This window comes from Clostridium sp., from assembly GCF_040797585.1.
Lineage (GTDB): Bacteria > Bacillota > Clostridia > Clostridiales > Clostridiaceae > Clostridium_Z.
The window spans coordinates 1-18,055 of the sequence record NZ_JBFNEO010000033.1 but is presented as its reverse complement, the minus strand read 5'-3'; the positions used below and the strand labels follow the sequence as shown (position 1 = coordinate 18,055).

18 protein-coding genes are annotated in these 18,055 nt (G+C 29.7%); 12 read left to right on the top strand and 6 right to left on the bottom strand.

Translation table 11 applies throughout. From position 1 onward, the window contains the following. A partial coding sequence (locus AB2369_RS03870) for a hypothetical protein (protein ID WP_367665158.1) occupies positions 1-190 on the bottom strand: 190 nt, incomplete at its 3' end. Positions 191-316: 126 nt separating this feature from the next. On the opposite strand from AB2369_RS03870, the gene AB2369_RS03865 reads away from it, so the two are divergent. Then, positions 317-1,660 carry a 6-phospho-beta-glucosidase gene (locus AB2369_RS03865; protein WP_367665160.1) on the top strand — a complete coding sequence of 448 codons (1,344 nt, stop codon included), beginning with the start codon at positions 317-319 and terminating at the stop codon, positions 1,658-1,660. 426 nt (positions 1,661-2,086) lie between these two features. Here the strand turns inward: AB2369_RS03865 and AB2369_RS03860 are convergent, their stop codons facing one another. After that, positions 2,087-2,563 carry a threonine/serine exporter family protein gene (locus AB2369_RS03860; RefSeq protein WP_367665157.1) on the bottom strand — a complete coding sequence of 159 codons (477 nt, stop codon included), beginning with the start codon at positions 2,561-2,563 and terminating at the stop codon, positions 2,087-2,089. 1 nt (position 2,564) lies between these two features. Beyond that, positions 2,565-3,332 (bottom strand): threonine/serine exporter family protein, encoded by a 768-nt coding sequence (locus AB2369_RS03855; protein WP_367665156.1) that lies wholly within the window; start codon positions 3,330-3,332, stop codon positions 2,565-2,567. Between the two features lie 647 nt (positions 3,333-3,979). On the opposite strand from AB2369_RS03855, the gene AB2369_RS03850 reads away from it, so the two are divergent. The 3 genes from AB2369_RS03850 (at position 3,980) to AB2369_RS03840 (ending at position 5,621) form a co-directional block, all read left to right on the top strand. Then, positions 3,980-4,525: an HD domain-containing protein gene (locus AB2369_RS03850; RefSeq protein ID WP_367665155.1), complete on the top strand. Its 546-nt coding sequence runs from the start codon at positions 3,980-3,982 to the stop codon at positions 4,523-4,525. Positions 4,526-4,704: 179 nt separating this feature from the next. Beyond that, positions 4,705-5,256, top strand: a complete 552-nt coding sequence (locus AB2369_RS03845; protein ID WP_367665154.1) for a histidine phosphatase family protein — start codon at positions 4,705-4,707, stop codon at positions 5,254-5,256. Between the two features lie 158 nt (positions 5,257-5,414). After that, complete coding sequence (locus AB2369_RS03840; RefSeq protein ID WP_367665153.1) at positions 5,415-5,621, top strand: hypothetical protein; 207 nt, start codon at positions 5,415-5,417, stop codon at positions 5,619-5,621. A 206-nt stretch (positions 5,622-5,827) separates the two neighbouring features. On the opposite strand, the gene AB2369_RS03835 is transcribed toward AB2369_RS03840, so the two are convergent. Then, positions 5,828-6,358: a 2'-5' RNA ligase family protein gene (locus AB2369_RS03835; protein WP_367665152.1), complete on the bottom strand. Its 531-nt coding sequence runs from the start codon at positions 6,356-6,358 to the stop codon at positions 5,828-5,830. Between the two features lie 277 nt (positions 6,359-6,635). Beyond that, positions 6,636-6,914: a hypothetical protein gene (locus tag AB2369_RS03830; RefSeq protein WP_367665151.1), complete on the bottom strand. Its 279-nt coding sequence runs from the start codon at positions 6,912-6,914 to the stop codon at positions 6,636-6,638. 301 nt (positions 6,915-7,215) lie between these two features. Between AB2369_RS03830 and AB2369_RS03825 the strand changes: the two genes are divergently transcribed. The 3 genes from AB2369_RS03825 (at position 7,216) to AB2369_RS03815 (ending at position 10,544) form a co-directional block, all read left to right on the top strand. After that, positions 7,216-8,841 (top strand): SulP family inorganic anion transporter, encoded by a 1,626-nt coding sequence (locus tag AB2369_RS03825; protein ID WP_367665150.1) that lies wholly within the window; start codon positions 7,216-7,218, stop codon positions 8,839-8,841. A gap of 170 nt (positions 8,842-9,011) precedes the next feature. Continuing rightward, complete coding sequence (locus tag AB2369_RS03820) at positions 9,012-9,869, top strand: N-acetylmuramoyl-L-alanine amidase (protein WP_367665149.1); 858 nt, start codon at positions 9,012-9,014, stop codon at positions 9,867-9,869. Between the two features lie 288 nt (positions 9,870-10,157). Beyond that, positions 10,158-10,544: a DUF2500 domain-containing protein gene (locus AB2369_RS03815; RefSeq protein WP_367665148.1), complete on the top strand. Its 387-nt coding sequence runs from the start codon at positions 10,158-10,160 to the stop codon at positions 10,542-10,544. Positions 10,545-10,821: 277 nt separating this feature from the next. On the opposite strand, the gene AB2369_RS03810 is transcribed toward AB2369_RS03815, so the two are convergent. After that, complete coding sequence (locus AB2369_RS03810; RefSeq protein WP_367665147.1) at positions 10,822-11,901, bottom strand: YecA family protein; 1,080 nt, start codon at positions 11,899-11,901, stop codon at positions 10,822-10,824. 570 nt (positions 11,902-12,471) lie between these two features. On the opposite strand from AB2369_RS03810, the gene AB2369_RS03805 reads away from it, so the two are divergent. The 5 genes from AB2369_RS03805 to kdpC all read left to right on the top strand — a co-directional run bounded on the left by AB2369_RS03805 (position 12,472) and on the right by kdpC (position 17,865). Then, positions 12,472-12,849: a RidA family protein gene (locus AB2369_RS03805; RefSeq protein WP_367665146.1), complete on the top strand. Its 378-nt coding sequence runs from the start codon at positions 12,472-12,474 to the stop codon at positions 12,847-12,849. Between the two features lie 576 nt (positions 12,850-13,425). Continuing rightward, complete coding sequence (gene kdpF / locus AB2369_RS03800; RefSeq protein ID WP_367665159.1) at positions 13,426-13,503, top strand: K(+)-transporting ATPase subunit F; 78 nt, start codon at positions 13,426-13,428, stop codon at positions 13,501-13,503. A gap of 27 nt (positions 13,504-13,530) precedes the next feature. Then, entirely contained in the window at positions 13,531-15,183 is a 1,653-nt protein-coding gene (kdpA, locus tag AB2369_RS03795; protein WP_367665145.1) for a potassium-transporting ATPase subunit KdpA, read from the top strand. Positions 15,184-15,198: 15 nt separating this feature from the next. Beyond that, positions 15,199-17,253: a potassium-transporting ATPase subunit KdpB gene (gene kdpB, locus AB2369_RS03790; RefSeq protein ID WP_367665144.1), complete on the top strand. Its 2,055-nt coding sequence runs from the start codon at positions 15,199-15,201 to the stop codon at positions 17,251-17,253. 12 nt (positions 17,254-17,265) lie between these two features. Further along, positions 17,266-17,865 (top strand): potassium-transporting ATPase subunit KdpC, encoded by a 600-nt coding sequence (gene kdpC, locus AB2369_RS03785; RefSeq protein ID WP_367665143.1) that lies wholly within the window; start codon positions 17,266-17,268, stop codon positions 17,863-17,865. Positions 17,866-18,055: the final 190 nt, after the last annotated feature.

The window sequence follows — 18,055 nt, the reverse complement described above, 5'->3', positions numbered from 1 at the left end:
ATGAATTGGGATTAGTGTTAGTATTAGTTGTGTTATTAGTAGAAGTATTAGTAGGAGTAGGAGTAAGTGTAGTAATAGAAGTTGTGCTTAAGTAACAAAAAATTTTATTGGATATATCTTTTTTATTAAGGCCTCTATTTCCAAGGTTTGGATTTACGCCTATAAAATTAAAATCACGAAAAATACTCATAATACACCCTTCCTATCATAGTTTATACACTTATAGTATGATATATAAGTATAAAAAGTGAATATTTTCCATATAAGAAAATAAGTATCTACTTTAATCATTATATTTTTATATAAGGAGGAATTAATTGTGGAGGGATTAAAGATTGTAACCATAGGAGGAGGGTCAAGCTATACACCAGAGCTTGTGGAAGGATTTATAAAAAGATATAAGGAGCTTCCAGTTAGAGAACTTTGGCTTGTGGATATAAAAGAAGGGGAAGAAAAACTTAATATAGTTGGAGATCTCTCAAAGAGAATGGTAGAAAAAGCGGGGATTCCTATGGAGATATACACAACTTTGGATAGAAGACAAGCCTTAAAAGATGCTGACTTTGTAACTACTCAACTTAGAGTTGGACTTTTAGATGCAAGGATAAAGGATGAGAGAATACCTCTAAGTCATGGATTAATAGGACAAGAAACCAATGGAGCTGGTGGAATGTTTAAGGCTTTTAGAACCATACCAGTTATATTAGATATAGATAAGGATATGTCAGAACTTTGTCCTAATGCCTGGCTTATAAATTTTACTAATCCAGCAGGAATAGTTACAGAGGCAATTTTAAGATATGGAAAAAATAAAAATGTAATAGGACTTTGTAATGTTCCAATAGGAATGGAAATGGCCACTGCAAAACTTTTATATGTGGACCATAGTAGAATAAGAATAGATTTTGCAGGGCTTAATCATATGGTATTTGGAAGAAAGGTTTATAAGGATGGAATAGATGTTACAAAAGAAGTTATAAATAAAATATCTAATGGAGAAATGGGAGGAGTAGTTAAGAACATTGAAGATTTTAATTGGATGCCAGAGTTTATTAAAGGACTTAATCTAATACCTTGTCCTTATCATAAATACTATTTCCAGACAAAAGAAATGTTAGAAGATGAATTAAGGGAGTTTTCAAAAGGGGAAACTAGAGCAGAAGTAGTTAAAAGATTAGAAGATGATTTATTTAACTTATATAAAGATGAAAATCTTAACATTAAGCCTCCTCAATTAGAAAAGAGAGGAGGGACTTACTATAGCGATGCAGCATGCAGGCTTATAAGTTCTATATATAATGATAGGCAGGATATACAAACAGTGGATATTAGAAATAATGGAACAATAAAGGGGATAGATGAAAATTCCTCTGTAGAGGTTAGTTGCATTATAACTAAGGAAGGACCAAAACCTATACAGGTTGGAGAAATGGAGATACAGGTTAATGGGTTAATCCAGCAAATTAAATCCTTTGAAAGGTTGGTTATAGAAGCTGCTGTTACAGGAGATTATAATAAAGCCTTAGTAGCACTTATTATAAATCCATTAATACCTTCAGATAAAATGGCTAAAATAGTTTTAGATGAATTATTAGTGGCACATAAGGATTATCTTCCACAGTTTAAAGAAGTAGTAGAAAAACTAGAAATGAAGAAGTAGAGAAATATTATATGATATTTAATCATATTTATAAACCATCTCAAAACTCAACCTTTGAATATGTCTTAAATAATGGTAGTTGGTTATCTAATTTTAATTATTATGTGGTTTATCTTTATATATACCATTTTAAAATTCAATCTTTGAATATAATTTAAATAATAGTAACCAGTGGTTTAGTTTTAATTACTATTTAGTGTATTTATAGAAAAACCCTAGGAAAATTTATTGAAACTAAGTAAATTTTCCTAGGGTTTATTTTAATAGTGAAAGATTTTTAAAAGATTGAGTCTTAGAAAAGGTATATATAGATATACCTTTTCTAAGACTCAATCTTTGAATAAACCGTAGATTATGATAGATTGAAGTTTAGTTTCAAATATCATGTGATATATCTATACATATAGGTGTCTTTCCTAAAGAGAATTATTTATTTTTAAAATCCATAATAAGCTTTTTTAGATTAGTGGACTTTATAAGTTTTTTTGCGGATAAAAAGATTTTAAGTATAGTAGATACAACGATTATTCCAAAGGCTAAAGTCCCTGCACTGGCTAAGGTATCCATAGTCATATAAAGAGCAGTACTTGCATTACCATTTACAGCTTCATACATAGTATAATACATAGCACCACCAGGGACTAAAGGAATGAGGGCAGATATTATAAAAGTTGTAACAGGGGTTTTATATACTCTTGCACAGATTTCAGAGTATATGCTTATTATTAAAGAAGCAATAAATAAGGAACTAACCTTAGTAAGTCCATAGAATAGAAAGATACTATAGAATAGCCAGCCAAGAGCTCCACCTATGGAGGCTATAATTAGATTTTTTCCACGGATATTAAATATTATTGCTATTGCTAAGGTACCAACAGCAGCAGCTAGAGTTTCTATAAACACACTATATACCCCCTAAAAAGTTTATCCATATAGTAAATACAAGTCCTGTTCCCATAGCTATGGATATAGCAATAAGAAAAGCTTCAGCACCCCTTGTTAAACCAGAAAGTAAATCGCCAGATATTGTGTCTCTTATGGCATTAGTTATAACAAGTCCAGGAACTAAAAGCATTATAGATCCTATGGTTACCTTATCTACATGATCTCCAAAGCCAAGTTCTACAGAAATTATAGCCAGAAGGGCACCAAGGGCACCACTTAGAGCATTCATGAAGAATCCATTTATGGATAATAAGGCTCCAACATACCCAAATATACTTACAAATATACCTATGAAAAAAGTGCATATAAAATCCTTTAGGTTACTTCCAAATAACACAGAGAAGCATGCAGCAGCTACAGCTCCTGATAATGTCCTTATAAGACCACTATATCCTTTTGTATTACTTATAATATTTAATTCATTATTTACCTCATCTATAGAGTAATTTTTATTTTGAAGAGATCTAGATAAGTTATTTACTTTAGCTACCTTTTCAAGATCCCAAGTTCTTCTTTCTACTTTTTTTACCACAGTATGAGTTGGAAGATTAGGAACTTGAGTTGAAATTATTATGCCTTTAGGAATAACTAAGGATTGAATGTTATAAAGTCCATAGGCGTTACATATTTTACACATGGTCTCCTCAACTCTATAGTTTTCTCCGCCACTTTCAAGCATTATTTCTCCAGCATAGGCAGCAAGATGAAGAATTTTATCTACATCCATAGCTAAGCCCCCTTATTCTTATGTTTTTTATGTTCATAATAAGATAATAAACATAAAAGTTCAAGATATATATTTTAAATTGAATTAAAATTATTAAAATTTATAGGAATTAATAATTTTAATAATATTTTTCATGAATAATACTTTTATACTTAAGGAATTTTAAATAAAGGTATAGTCTTTTAAGTTTGAATATTAACCTATACTTGAAGATGAACCTTTAAAAGTCTTAGATTTTAAGGATTTATAGAACGAATCTTCCTTCAGGTGGTGTTTCTTTCCACCATATGAAGGTTAGATGAGTTAATCTAGGGGCGTAGTAACTGTTATCCCCTATCCTTTAAGAGGAGATGGGTGTTACAGTTACTAGCCATCAGATAAGATAAGTTTTTAGTTAAAAACCCTATATTACATAAATAAATGTTATAATTAAAAAAGAAGAAATATTAAACAAAAGATAATATATTTTAAAATTTAATTATTTAATTTTCCTAATATATTTTACCCTTATTACTTAGAAGATATTATTTTAACTAAGTCTCATAGTTTAGTTAGATTAGGTTTCTTCTAAAAGATTAAATGTGTTAAGAAGGACTTTCTAATTAAATTCTTTTAAATATATTATTATAATCAAGGAAGGTGATCTTATGGACAGAGGAAATTACATAGTTACATATACAGGAACAAAGTTTTATCCCTTAGATCCTAGAAGAGAAGAGATAAAGGATAAGGATATAAGCCATTCATTATCTATGCTTTGTAGAGGTAATGGCCATTATAAACATTTTTATAGCGTAGCTCAACACTCTATATACTGTGCAAGGGAAGCAAAGGCTTTAGGGTTTTCAAAAAGAGTTCAACTTGCCTGTCTTCTTCATGATGGGTCAGAGGCGTACATATCTGATATTACAAGACCAGTAAAGGTGTATTTAGATTCATATAGAGAAATAGAAGATAAGCTTCAGAGCTTAATATATAAATCTTATGGTTTAGAGCTTACAGAGGAAGAATTTAATGAAATGTCAAAGGTTGATGATATAATTCTTAGTTATGAACTTAGAAATTTATTAACCACAGAAAGTATGCATAAGACTGAGCAGGATGTATCTACAAACTATGATTTAAGTTTAAGAGATATGCAGGAAGTAGAAACGGAATTTTTAGAATTACTTAAAGAATTAACATTAAAATAATAATATAAAGTTGTATACTCCTCATAGGAATTAGAATTTCTGTTTAATTCCTATGAGGAGTTTTTCGTATTTAAATAATAAGGATTCTAGCTAATATTATATTTACTTTAGCTTTATAGATAATATATATTAAGTATTATAAATAGTATGAAATATATACAGGGAGTTAAGGAGGAATTATGACTAAGATTTACTTTATAAGGCATGGGAAGATTAATTATACAGAGGATGATTATAGTAGAGAACTATCAGAAGAAGGAATTGAAGACGTTAAAAAGATTAAAGATGTTCTAAAGGATCATGAGATACATAAGGTTTATTCTAGTCCATATATAAGAGCAATTAATACTATAAAGGAGTTAGCTTTAATTAGGGAGTTAAATATAAGCACAATAGATGATCTTAGAGAGAGGAAAGTATGTAATGAATTTATAGAAGATTTTAAGGGATTTTCTATGAAACAGTGGGAAGACTTTGAGTACTCTTTAGAAGGCGGAGAGAGCTTAAGACAAGTTCAAGAAAGAGGAATAAAAGCATTATATAAAATTATAGATGAAAATAAAGGGAAGTCTATTGTGATTGGAACTCATGGTACTTTTTTAGGGATGATATTAAATTATTTTGATAAAAAATATGATTTTGAATTCTGGAAAGCAATAAAAATGCCATATATATTCTTATTAACTTTTGATGAAAAAGAATTGATATCTGTGGAAAACATATATGCATAGGATTTATAATATTAAAAATTTATTATGAAAAAAATGTAAAAATAAATATTTTAAGGAGATTTATCATCTAATTGTACAGGTTATTATTTTTCTTTGGGGATAAAATAATGTAGAAAGCAATAAGCCTTTTAATAAATATATGTGAAGGAGTGATTGTTATGCCATGGAAACAAGGAAAAGTAACCTTAGATGACGGAAGTACTTATAAAGCAGATTTTTTAATTAATGAGAATAATCAAGTACTAAATATGAAGGTATATAAAGAGGGAAAAGTGTTTAAAGAAATAGATGCTGGAGCCTTCGCGGGAAAACTTGGAAAAGAGCCAGATGAAGTATATCCATATAAAATCGATTTAGAAGATTAGAATAATAAACTCTAGTGGTTTTCAATTTCAATTTATGTTTTAGTTTTATGCTGTGAGTAAGTTTATCAAAAGTAAATTTAAAAAATATACTAAAAATCTAATCTTTATATATTATATATATATAGTATGTAATCTTAACAAAGTCCAGCAAATAATTCGCTGGACTTTGATTCATAATAATCTAATGATGCGTCTTTATAATTATACTAATTCCCAAAAAGTTTAACAGTATATAGTCTACTTAAAGGGATTTTATCAACCATGTAAATTGAAATAGTGTCTAATACGAATTCATCTGATAATCTTGTTGACATAATTTCTTTAACCTCATTCTCGTTTATAGGAGTTCTACTTCTTAAAGTGCAATGAGGCTTATATGGAAAATTATTAGACTTAAACTTAATACCAGATTTTATTATTTCCTCATGAAGCAATCTAAATTTCTCTTCATCTTTTAGAGTGAATACAAATAGGTCTGTTCCAGGAAATCTTAAAACCTCTTTAAATGAAGCCTGTATTGGAGCTGTCTTCATAGCTATATTTTTTATTGTATTAAAAACAAACTCTTTATCTTGTCCAGGTTCAATTACCCCAACGCCACTCGACCCAGCCAAAGTTATTTCTACTGGCAAAGAAGCCCTCAATTTATCTTTGTGATAGTTTCTAATATCATATATTTTCTCTTTTACTGGGTCTGGTAAATCAAGAACTATATATGATTCATGTTGAAAGTCCATTTAATACCCCCTCTTATTATATAATTCGTAATTATCTACTATTGTAAATTAGTTTCTACGCTTGATTATACCATAATTTTCAATTTATTATAATTGCTTGTAAATTCCTGCATAATTAACTTTAAGTTGTTCTTCAAGTCTTTTAATTTTTCTTTTTAAACTTGCAATACTAGCATTTTTGTTGTTATCAGTCATTTCTCTTTTAACTTGTGGTGGGGTAGGAACTTGTGAGTGTTGATGTCTAAGTATTTCTATACGCTCCCTAATTTATTTGTTGTCATATAGTGTTTTTTAGTAACTCTTCATTTTCACTTACCATTTCAGTTCTATTATACATTTTAGCATTTTCAATCATAGTTTTAGTTGAGTTTATTAGTATCTCATACTTAATAGTATCACCTTCAAATGCTCCAACACATAAGTCTTTACAAGGACTTCCGTTATTACAAGTTAAACAAGGTGGTTGTTTAGCATAACTACATTTACCATTCTTTCGTTGCATACAAGTACAATAAGGTGTATCAAGAGCATTTAATTTATGGTTGGTATATAGCATATCTATAATATCAGAAGGTATTTTTTTAGGGGCTGTGGCACAAAGAATAAAAACTAGAATAAATTGTATTAGATTTTTAAATTCTAAGACAACATATTCTAGTTAGATTTCTTAATGCCACAGCCCTTTGTTTCATTTTAAAAAAGTGAAGTAACTTTTATCTAATAATGTGCTCACAAACTGATTATTGTAACTGTATACTCTTATTCAATAAAAATGAAATAAAAGTTAATAATTTGACTGTTGTATTAATAAAATGTATGATTTTATATGGGGTAAAATTAATTTAGGAGTGATTAAAATGGAACCTAAACTATTAAAAATTTTAAAGAGAAAGGAGATTACTAAGGAAAGGATACTAAAAGATATAGTAGCTGGAATAATAGTTGCCATTATAGCATTACCATTATCAGTAGCTCTTGGAATTTCTTCAGGGGTATCACCAGAAAAGGGACTTATAACAGCAATAATTGCAGGTTTTTTTATCTCATTACTTGGAGGGAGTAGGGTACAAATAGGGGGTCCTACAGGAGCCTTTGTAGTTATTGTTTATGGAATTATTGAAAACTATGGTATAGAAGGTCTTATAATATCTACAATTATGGCTGGAATTATCCTTGTTATTTTTGGAGTTTTAAAGCTTGGAAGTATAATAAAGTTTGTTCCCCATCCTATAACTGTAGGATTTACTGCAGGAATAGCCATAACCCTTCTTTCAACCCAAGTGAAGGATTTTCTAGGATTAGATATTGCAAATGTACCAGCGGAGTTTATTCCAAAGTGGAGTGAATATATAAAACATATGAATACTTTTAGCTTAACTACTTTTTTAGTAGGAGCTGGGTCTTTAGCTATAATGATCCTATGGCCTAAAATAAATAAAACCATACCAGGATCTTTAATTGCTTTAATTATAGCTACTTTAGTAGTTAAAATATTTAATCTACCAGTTGATACCATAGGAAGTATGTATAGTGAAATATCTTCCTCTATTCCCATGCCCTCAATACCAAATATAGATTTAAATACTATAAAAAATTTAATTAGTCCTGCCATGACTATTGCTATTTTAGCTGCAATAGAGTCACTACTTTCAGCAGTTGTAGCAGATGGTATGATAGGTGGAAAGCATGATTCTAATATGGAACTTATAGCTCAAGGTATTGGTAACATAGCTTCAGGATTATTTGGAGGAATACCAGCAACAGGTGCAATAGCAAGAACCGCGGCTAATGTAAAAAGTGGGGGAAGAACTCCTATAGCTGGAATTGTACATGCTATAACTTTATTTTTAATTATGATACTATTTATGCCCTTCGCAAAACTTATACCAATGACTACCTTAGCAGCTATACTTATAATTGTTTCTTACAATATGGGAGAATGGAAGGTGTTTTCTTCTCTTTTAAAGGCGCCTAAAAGTGATGTAATAATATTACTTTTAACCTTCTTTTTAACAATAGTATTTGACTTAGTTATAGCAATTGAAGTTGGTATGATCTTAGCTATGTTCTTATTTATGAAAAGAGTAGCAGATACCACTAAAATAGAAACCATAAAAGTAGATGAACATGATGAAGATGAAAATATAAGAGAAGAATCTTTAGGCGATAATGTACTGTTATATGAAATAAATGGACCATTTTTCTTTGGAGTAGTTAATAAGTTTATGGAAACAATGCAGGAGATAAATTCCAACCATGAAATTCTTATATTAGATATGAAAAATGCCAATGCCATAGATTCAACAGCTTTAGACGCACTGGAGAGAGTGAAGAAGAGGTGTGAAAAGCATAAGGTTAAATTATTACTTGTAGGAGTACAAGAGCAGCCAGAGAAAGTTTTAAAGTCCATGGGATTTATAGATTTAATAGGACAGAATGCTTTATTTAATAGCAGAGAGGAAGCTTTAATTTCCATATCATAGAAATTAAAAAGCATTAGCTAAGATTTTTTATATAATCCAAGGTATAGGAAAATATTTTCTTATAAACACCTAAAATAAATTTGATAAAAAGAGATAAATAGTATAGTATATTATATATAAATTCCAATTATTACCTATTCTCTTTAAAAAATTTATTTTAGGAGGTAATTGTGAAAAGAAGAAAAATAAAAATTATAACAGCGGCTATAGCTGCAACTACTTTTATACCAGGCGTAAATGTAGAGGCTAGGACAAATAACACACAGGTATCAGCTATCAATGAAGAGAGAAGAGAGAGTGCTACTATAAATGGCATAAAAATTAAAAAAGATCTTATAAGTAAAAACTACTCTAAAGGTGTTTACACATCTCCTTCATACATAGTTATTCATGATACAGACAACAGAGACAAGGGAGCAAATGCAAAGGCAAATAGAGATTATTTTGCAAATCACAATCATGCTAAAGCTTCAGCTCATTATGTGGTTGATGAAGGAAATATTGTACAAGCGTTAGAAGATAACTGGCTTGGATGGCATGCTGGAGATGGAAAAAACTCATCTGTAGGTAATAGGAATTCTATAGCTATAGAACTTTGCGTAAATAAGGACAATGACTTTAATAAAACTTTGAAAAATGGAATAGAACTTACTAAATATTTAATGGAAAAGCACAACATACCAGCAGAAAATGTTATAAGACATCACGATGTAACAGGGAAGGTTTGTCCGAAGATTATGATGAAGGATTATCCAGGGGCATGGACATATTTTAAGGCTTCAATATCCAATGGGAATTATGTTAAAGAGAAAGATTCCTTAGTAAATACTAAGGGAAAAATAAAAAAAGTAGAAACTAATGTTAATGTTAGAAAAGGGCCATCCTTAAAGAATTTAATTGAAGGATATGTTGTAAGTGGACAAGAAGTTAATGTGATTTCTAATAATAATGGGTGGTATAAGGTGAAATATAACACCTATTCTGGAATAAGAACAGGGTATATTAGTGAGGAATTTGTGATTATATAAGGTTATCCCCTAAGATTTTTTTAGTAAAGATTTTAGGGGATATTTTTATATAGTAATATAGAACCAATCTTCCTTTATATGCTGTTTTTTCCACCAGCTAAAGGTTAGATGAGTTAATCTAGAGGTATTATCCATCACCTTTTAAGAGAACGAGGGTGTCAAAGCTTATAGTCATCAGATAAAAGTTAAATTTATAGAGAGTTTCATTAAACTATGAAATGATGTGAACTAGAAGTAAACATATGTATATAATATAACAAGAATTAATATATTAGGAGTAATTGGGATATGTTCAATGATATATTTACTTTTGGAATAGGTTATAGTATTTTTAATTTTATTTTCTCAGTATTCTGCATAGCATTTCTTTTAATTGCCGTTATAGTCATAACTAAGGGGATAAAGCAATGGAATTATAATAACAATCAACCGGTACTTATAGTATATGGAACTGTAGTTTCAAAAAGGTTAGATGTAAATCATAGAAATCATAATAATGGAGACATAGCTCATAATACTACAGCAACCAGCTATTATGTAACTTTTCAAGTAGAAAGTGGAGATAGAATAGAGTTCTCAATTAAGGGGATAGAGTATGGTCTCTTAAGTGAAGGAGACTACGGAAAGTTAAAATTTCAAGGAACAAGATATTTAGGGTTTGAAAGACAAGAATAGAAGGAATCTTCCTTCGGGTGGTGTTTTCTCAATCATCAGAAGGTTAGATGAGTTAATCTAGGGGCGTAGCAACTGTAACATCTCCACCTTTTCAAGAATATGGGGGCGTTAAAGCTTATAGACATCAGATAGATTAGTGTAAGCATTAAGAGGGGTAAATTAGAGTACATTAAAATAAGACTTTATTACTAAATCTAGGATGTATTTAGTAATAAAGTCTTATTATATATATAAGTAATATATAACTTATATATTAAGTACTATTTAATATAAGGATTTAATTACTACAACATTTCTTATATTTTTTACCGCTACCACAAGGGCAAGGGTCATTTCTACCTATCTTATTGGATAAAGCCATGGTAGAGTTTGATGATATATTATATATATCATTATTGCTATAGCCCTTTAATATCCATAAAGAAGAGTTATTCATTAAATCTTTTATATATGGAGTAACTAGAACCATTTCACCTTCGTTTCTAAAATGAAGGTATGTATTAAGATAATTTAATATAGTTGGAAGATTAAAGCTATTCTTAACCCATATTATACATCTATTAACTACATTCTCAATATCTTTTTCAGGTAATTCTATATTAGAACATAAATATGTGTAGAATTTATTCTCATAATAGTTCCAAGAGTTAGAACCTTCTTCACTGGAAATTAATACTTCTTTTATATCTAAAGGCTTATAGGAAAGAGAGGATTTTTTCTCTTGCTCATTCCATAAAGATTCAATATTAAATATTCCATTATGACATAATAAATTTTCTTTAATTTTTAAATCACTATATCTTTTAGAATAGTTATCTAAAAATGTCTTTAAGGAAGACTTGTCCATATTAATACTAAAGTTGTTAGTCAATACGTTGCTTATATCATCAAAACTTATAACACCATAATGATAAAGAGAGCCTTTAACAAGACTTAAAGCTTTATTATTAAGTATTATTATTTCTTCAGTTTTAGAATCTTCTAATAAATTTTTAATGCCCAATAAATAATCAGTAGGAATAATTATAGCCTTTTCATTATTTATTAAAGAGGGAAAGGCTAAGCCTAGAGTTTTTAAAGCTTTTAGTATATGTGTATTATTTTTATCATAATTATATATACCCTCATTATATAGAGCTTTTTTTATTAAATATAACTCTTCAATATTTAGATAATTTAAGAAGATGATTTTAAGGTTATCCTTAATATATTCTGAAATCTTTGTTGCAAGATCAGCTTTTTTTAAGGAGCTTGCACCTTGAATTGAGTAATATCTTCTTATTTCATCAAGTTCATTTTTAGTATAAGATACTAATATTTCCGTACTTAGGTTTTTACCTTTAAAATCTTTAAACAATGACTGTAGCTCCTTTTCAATTTTTTCACTTAAGGGTAATTTTGAGATATTTACAAAATTCATCCCTTATGAAGTTTACAAAAAAATATCACTTACTAAGTTTAATTCATATTAATGAGATTTTCAACCTTCATTTAAATTCAATCCAATAAATGTAAAATGAATAGGTTCTATTATCTGATAAAAGCTTCATTTTCCATAGAATAAAAGTAAAAAAATGGATAAGTCTGTATTTCGTATAAATTTTATGTAGTATATATCTGAAATATTGTTTAATTTCACAATATTATTTAAGAAATATGTTAACTTTTACAAAATTATCTTAGGTTCTATTGTAAAGAAACCATAGATAGTATTATAATTGTAATAGGGTATTTGGAGGAAATAATTAGTGAGAGTATATTTTGTGTAAAAAGGTGAAATAAATTGAGATTATATTTAGATAGATAAATAAGATTTATACACTTATTATGAAACGAAATAAACTATTATAGAAGCTAATTAGGTCTTTTATAAGCCTAATAATAAAATTATATAAATATATACATACATTACAGGGGGTATTGTAACATGGAAAAATTAGTAATATCAACAAAAAACGCACCAGGAGCTATAGGACCATATTCTCAAGCAATAAAGATAGGTGAGTTAGTTTACACTTCAGGTCAACTTCCAGTAGATCCTGCAACAGGAAACGTTTCTGATGATGTAAAAGAGCAAGCTAGACAATCTTTAGCAAACGTTAAGGCTATATTAGAAGAAGCTGGAACAACTATGAATAAGGTAGTTAAGACTACAGTATTTATAAAGGATATGAATGACTTCGCAGCTATAAATGAAGTTTATTCTACATTCTTTGCAGAGCCATTCCCAGCAAGAAGCTGTGTAGAGGTTGCTAGATTACCTAAGGATGTTAAAGTTGAGATAGAAGTAATAGCTTTAGCATAATATAAAAAATAATAGATATATTTGTTTTTATATAAATATATCTATGCTGATATAAAAGATGCATCTATGGATATCATAGGTGCATTTTTTATATTATCACAGATACATTTTAGAGATGATATAAAATGGTCAATTTAATCTAGGGGCGATTAACTTTTATCTCCTACCTTTTAAGAGGATGGGGCATTACAGTTAGTAGCAATCAGATAAAAATATAAAATAATTGAAAAATCCCTATGAATATTCATTAGATTCATAGGGATTCTTTATTTAACCAAATAGATTTGTATAATCTTAAGTTACTATTGCAAGTTATTATCAATGCTACGTCAATCTTAGAAAACGTTTTCTTAAATTAATCCATAGATATATAATTCTAATTCAAAATAAACATAAGTCAACTTAGAAACTTTAAGGAAAGGAAAGAATCTATTAGATTCCATGGGGATAAAATGAATGATTTATTTTAATAAGGATTAATAGGTAGATTAACATTCTAATTAATAATTAGATGAATTTTAAAATTCCCTCTAAGGATAATATAATCATATTAGTCATCACAAGGGAGGTAATGTAATGATTTTTATAGGGATTTTGGTGATTTTAATATTAGGTTATTTATTTTATGCACTGCTATATCCAGAAAGGTTTTAAAGGGGATTTAAGGGAGGTTTATTTATTATGAATATACTACAAATGGTAATAGTAATTGGAATGTTTATAGTGTTAAGTGTAGTTTGTGGAAGATATATTTATAAAGTGATTTTTTTTAAAGAAAGCAAATTAGATAAATTTTTTAAGTATATTGAAGGACCTATATATAAATTTTTAGGAATAGATGTTAATGAAAAGAGTACATGGAAGAAATATGGAGTGCTTATTTTAATATCTAATATTGTAATGATGGGAGTAGGCTATTTAATTTTGAGAGGTCAAAATTACTTAATAGGAAACCCTGGTGGGGTGGGTTCTCTTTCTAGGGATTTGTCAATAAATACAGTGGTAAGCTTTATGACTAATACTAATCTTCAGGACTATGCTGGGGAAACGGCATTATCAAATCTATCTCAAATGTTAGTTATAACTTTTTTAATGTTTACTTCAGCAGCTACAGGATTTAGTGTGGCAGGAGCTTTTATGAGAGCTATAGCTAGAGATGAAAGGGGCATTGGAAACTTTTTTGTGGATATGACTAGAGTAATAGTTAGAATACTAATACCTTTTTCCATAGTGGTTTCTATATTATTAATTACTCAAGGAGTACCCCAGACACTTAAAGGAGCAGAAGTTATAAATACTTTAGAGAATAAAAAACAAGTTATTGCCTTAGGACCAGTAGCTTCATTAGAGGCTATTAAACACATAGGAACCAATGGTGGAGGGTTCTTTAGTGGTAACTCATCGCATCCTTTTGAAAATCCAACATCCTTAAGTAATGTAATTGAGATGCTATCAATGATGGTAATACCAGGTAGCTTTATATATGCACTAGGCTTAGGGCTTAAAAATAAAAGACAAGGATGGACATTATTTATAGCTTTATTACTTCTATTTATAGTTGGACTAGCTATATGTTATGTAAGTGAAAGTTCTTATGGTTCATTTGGAAATATGGAAGGGAAAGAACTTAGATTTGGAATAACAGGGTCATCCTTATTTACTACAATAACTACTGCATTTACCACAGGATCTGTTAATAATATGCATGATTCATTAACTCCTTTAGGAGGAATGGTTGCCATGTTTAATATGATGCTTAATGTGGTATTTGGAGGTAAAGGAGTAGGATTTATGGGGACCATAATGTATGCAATAATAACAGTGTTTATTTGTGGACTTATGGTGGGAAGAACTCCAGAGTTTTTAGGAAAAAAGATAGAAGCTCGTGAAATTAAACTTTTATCCTTAGCTCTTCTTATACATCCTATATTAATTCTTATACCATCAGCCTTAGCTTTAAATATACCCCAGGGAATAGAGGGAATAAGTAATGGTTCCTATCATGGAGTATCCCAGGTTGTATATCAGTTTGCATCTAGTGCAGCCAATAATGGGTCAGGGTTTGAAGGATTAGTTGATAACACTGCATTTTGGAACCTATCAACTGCAGCAGTAATGTTTATAGGAAGATATTTATCTATGATAATACTACTTGCAGTAGCTGCATCTTTGGCTAAGAAAAAGACTTTAATAGAGACTGATGGAACCTTTAGAACAGATAATGGAACCTTTGGAGTTATATTTATTGGAGTAATTTTAATAGTTGGGGCTTTAACATTTTTGCCAACATTAGTATTAGGACCTATTGCAGAACACTTAAGTTTAGGTCTATAGAAAGGAGGGGTTTGTATGAGTATTAAGAGAAATAGATTTATTTCCAATGACATATTAAAGAATGCAGTAGTAGAATCCTTTAAAAAATTAAATCCTAAATCCATGATTAAAAATCCTGTAATGTTTATAGTTGAAATATGTTTTTTATTAACTTTGGGTTTAAGTTTTTATCCGGAAGCTTTTACTAAAGTCAATGAGGTTTCAAGAGGGTATAACATTATAGTTTCTATAATTCTATTTTTAACAGTGCTTTTTAGTAATTTTGCAGAAGCTGTAGCAGAAGGAAGAGGTAAAGCTCAAGCAGAAAGTATGAAAAAAACAAGAAAAGATACAAAAGCTAAACTTTTAAATAGTGATGGAACTTTTACTATAGTAAGTTCTAGTGAGGTTATAAAAGGAGATATTGTTTTAGCAGAAGTGGGAGATATAATCCCTAATGATGGGGAGGTAATAGAAGGTCTTGCTTCCGTGGATGAGTCAGCAATAACTGGAGAATCTGCTCCAGTTATGAAAGAAGCAGGGGGAGATTTTAGTTCTGTTACAGGGGGAACAAGGGTTGTAAGTGATTACTTAAAGATTAGAATAACAGCAGTGCCAGGGGAATCCTTTTTAGATAAGATGATAACCTTAGTTGAAGGAGCTAAAAGGCAGAAGACTCCTAATGAGATAGCTTTAAGTACATTACTTGTAAGTTTAACCATAATATTTGTAATTGTTATATCCACCTTATATCCTATAGCTTTATATTTAAATATAGAAATTTCTATATCAACTTTAGTAGCATTACTTGTATGTTTAATACCTACAACTATTGGAGGGTTATTATCAGCTATTGGAATTGCAGGAATGGATAGGGTTACAAGATTTAATGTTATAGCTATGTCTGGTAAAGCAGTAGAAGCCTGTGGAGATGTGGATGTAATGATATTAGATAAAACAGGAACAATAACCTATGGAAATAGAATGGCTCATGAATTTTATCAGGTTAATAATCATAGCAAAGAGGATATATCTAAATATGCATTAATATCTTCTTTAAAGGATGAAACCCCAGAAGGAAGATCCGTAGTAGAGTTATGTAATAAAAGAGATATTACCATAAATAAAGAAGACTATAAAGAGGGTGAATTTATAGAGTTTACAGCTCAAACAAAGATGAGCGGTATTAATCTTAAAGATGGGATTAGAATAAGGAAAGGAGCAGCAGAGGCAGTAAAAGCTTTTGTAAAAGACCTTGGAGGAATAGTACCAGAGGATTTAGATAATATAGTTAACAATATATCCAAAGCTGGAGGGACTCCCTTAGCAGTAGCAGTAGATAATGAGATCTATGGAGTTATATATCTTAAGGATACAGTAAAACCAGGACTGGTGGAGAGATTTGAAAGACTAAGAAGTATGGGGATTAAAACTATAATGTGTACAGGAGATAATCCTCTTACAGCAGAAACCATAGCAAAGGAAGCAGGAGTAGATGATTTTATAGCTGAATGCACACCAGAGGATAAGATAGAGGTTATAAAAAAGGAGCAGGAAGATGGAAAAATAGTTGCAATGACAGGAGATGGAACTAATGACGCCCCAGCTCTTGCTAAGGCTGATGTAGGTATAGCTATGAATAGTGGAACAGTGTCAGCTAAAGAAGCAGCTAACATGGTGGATTTAGATTCAGATCCCACTAAGATATTAGAGGTTGTAGAAATAGGAAAGCAGCTCTTAATAACAAGGGGAGCTTTAACCACCTTTAGTATATCAAATGATATAGCCAAGTATTTTGCTATAATACCAGCTATATTTGCAGCAGCTATTCCTAATATGGAAGTGTTAAATATTATGGCATTGAAAACACCAAGTAGTGCTATAATATCTGCTTTAATATTTAATGCCTTAATAATACCAGCTCTTATACCTTTAGCTATGAAGGGAGTTAAGTATGTACCTATGAAGGCAGAAAAGCTTCTTAAAAAGAACCTTCTTATATATGGGGTAGGTGGAGTTATAGTTCCTTTCTTAGGAATAAAATTAATAGATATGATGATTTATCCTATGCTTAAGGTATTAAATATTTAGGAGGATAAGGTGATGAAGAAGCTTTTACAATGCTTAAAGTTTACTATTATATTAATGTTTATATGCGGATTATTATATCCTTTATTTATAACAGGAATTGGACAAGTATTTTTATCAAATAAGGCTAATGGAAGTTTTATAACAGCTGAAGGAGAGAAAATAGGATCAGAAATTATAGGACAAGATTTTACAGAGGATAAGTTTTTTAAGGGGAGAGTTTCATCAGTGGGATATAATACGGGAGAAAATGTGAATGAAAAAACAGTAGCATCAGGGTCAGAAAACCTAGCCCTTTCTAACGAAAAACTAAAGGAAAGAATGGATAAGACCTTAGAGGAAATATTAAAAGAGAATCCTACCATATCTAAGGAAGATGTTCCAATAGACTTAATAACTAGTAGTGGTTCAGGACTTGATCCTCATATATCTCTTAAGGGAGCAGAGGTTCAAATTAATAGAGTAAGCAAGGCATCAGGAATATCTGAAGAGAAGCTAAGATCATTTATAGATAAATCAAAGGAAGGAAAAACCTTGGGGGTATTAGGGGAAGAAAGAGTAAATGTATTAAAACTTAATATAGAAGTTGCTAAAGAGTTAAAAATTATAAATTAACCTTTGGGAATAGTTTTTTAGAAGAGGTAATTTAGTATTAATAAATATTCTCTAGAGGGATTTAATAAAAGTTATATTTTAAGCCTATATAATGCTTGTTTAAGTATTATATAGGCTATTTTAAAATCTTTCATCTATAGGGTTTTTAGCTTGAATCTTAACTTATACATGTATTTAAATCCTTTAAAAC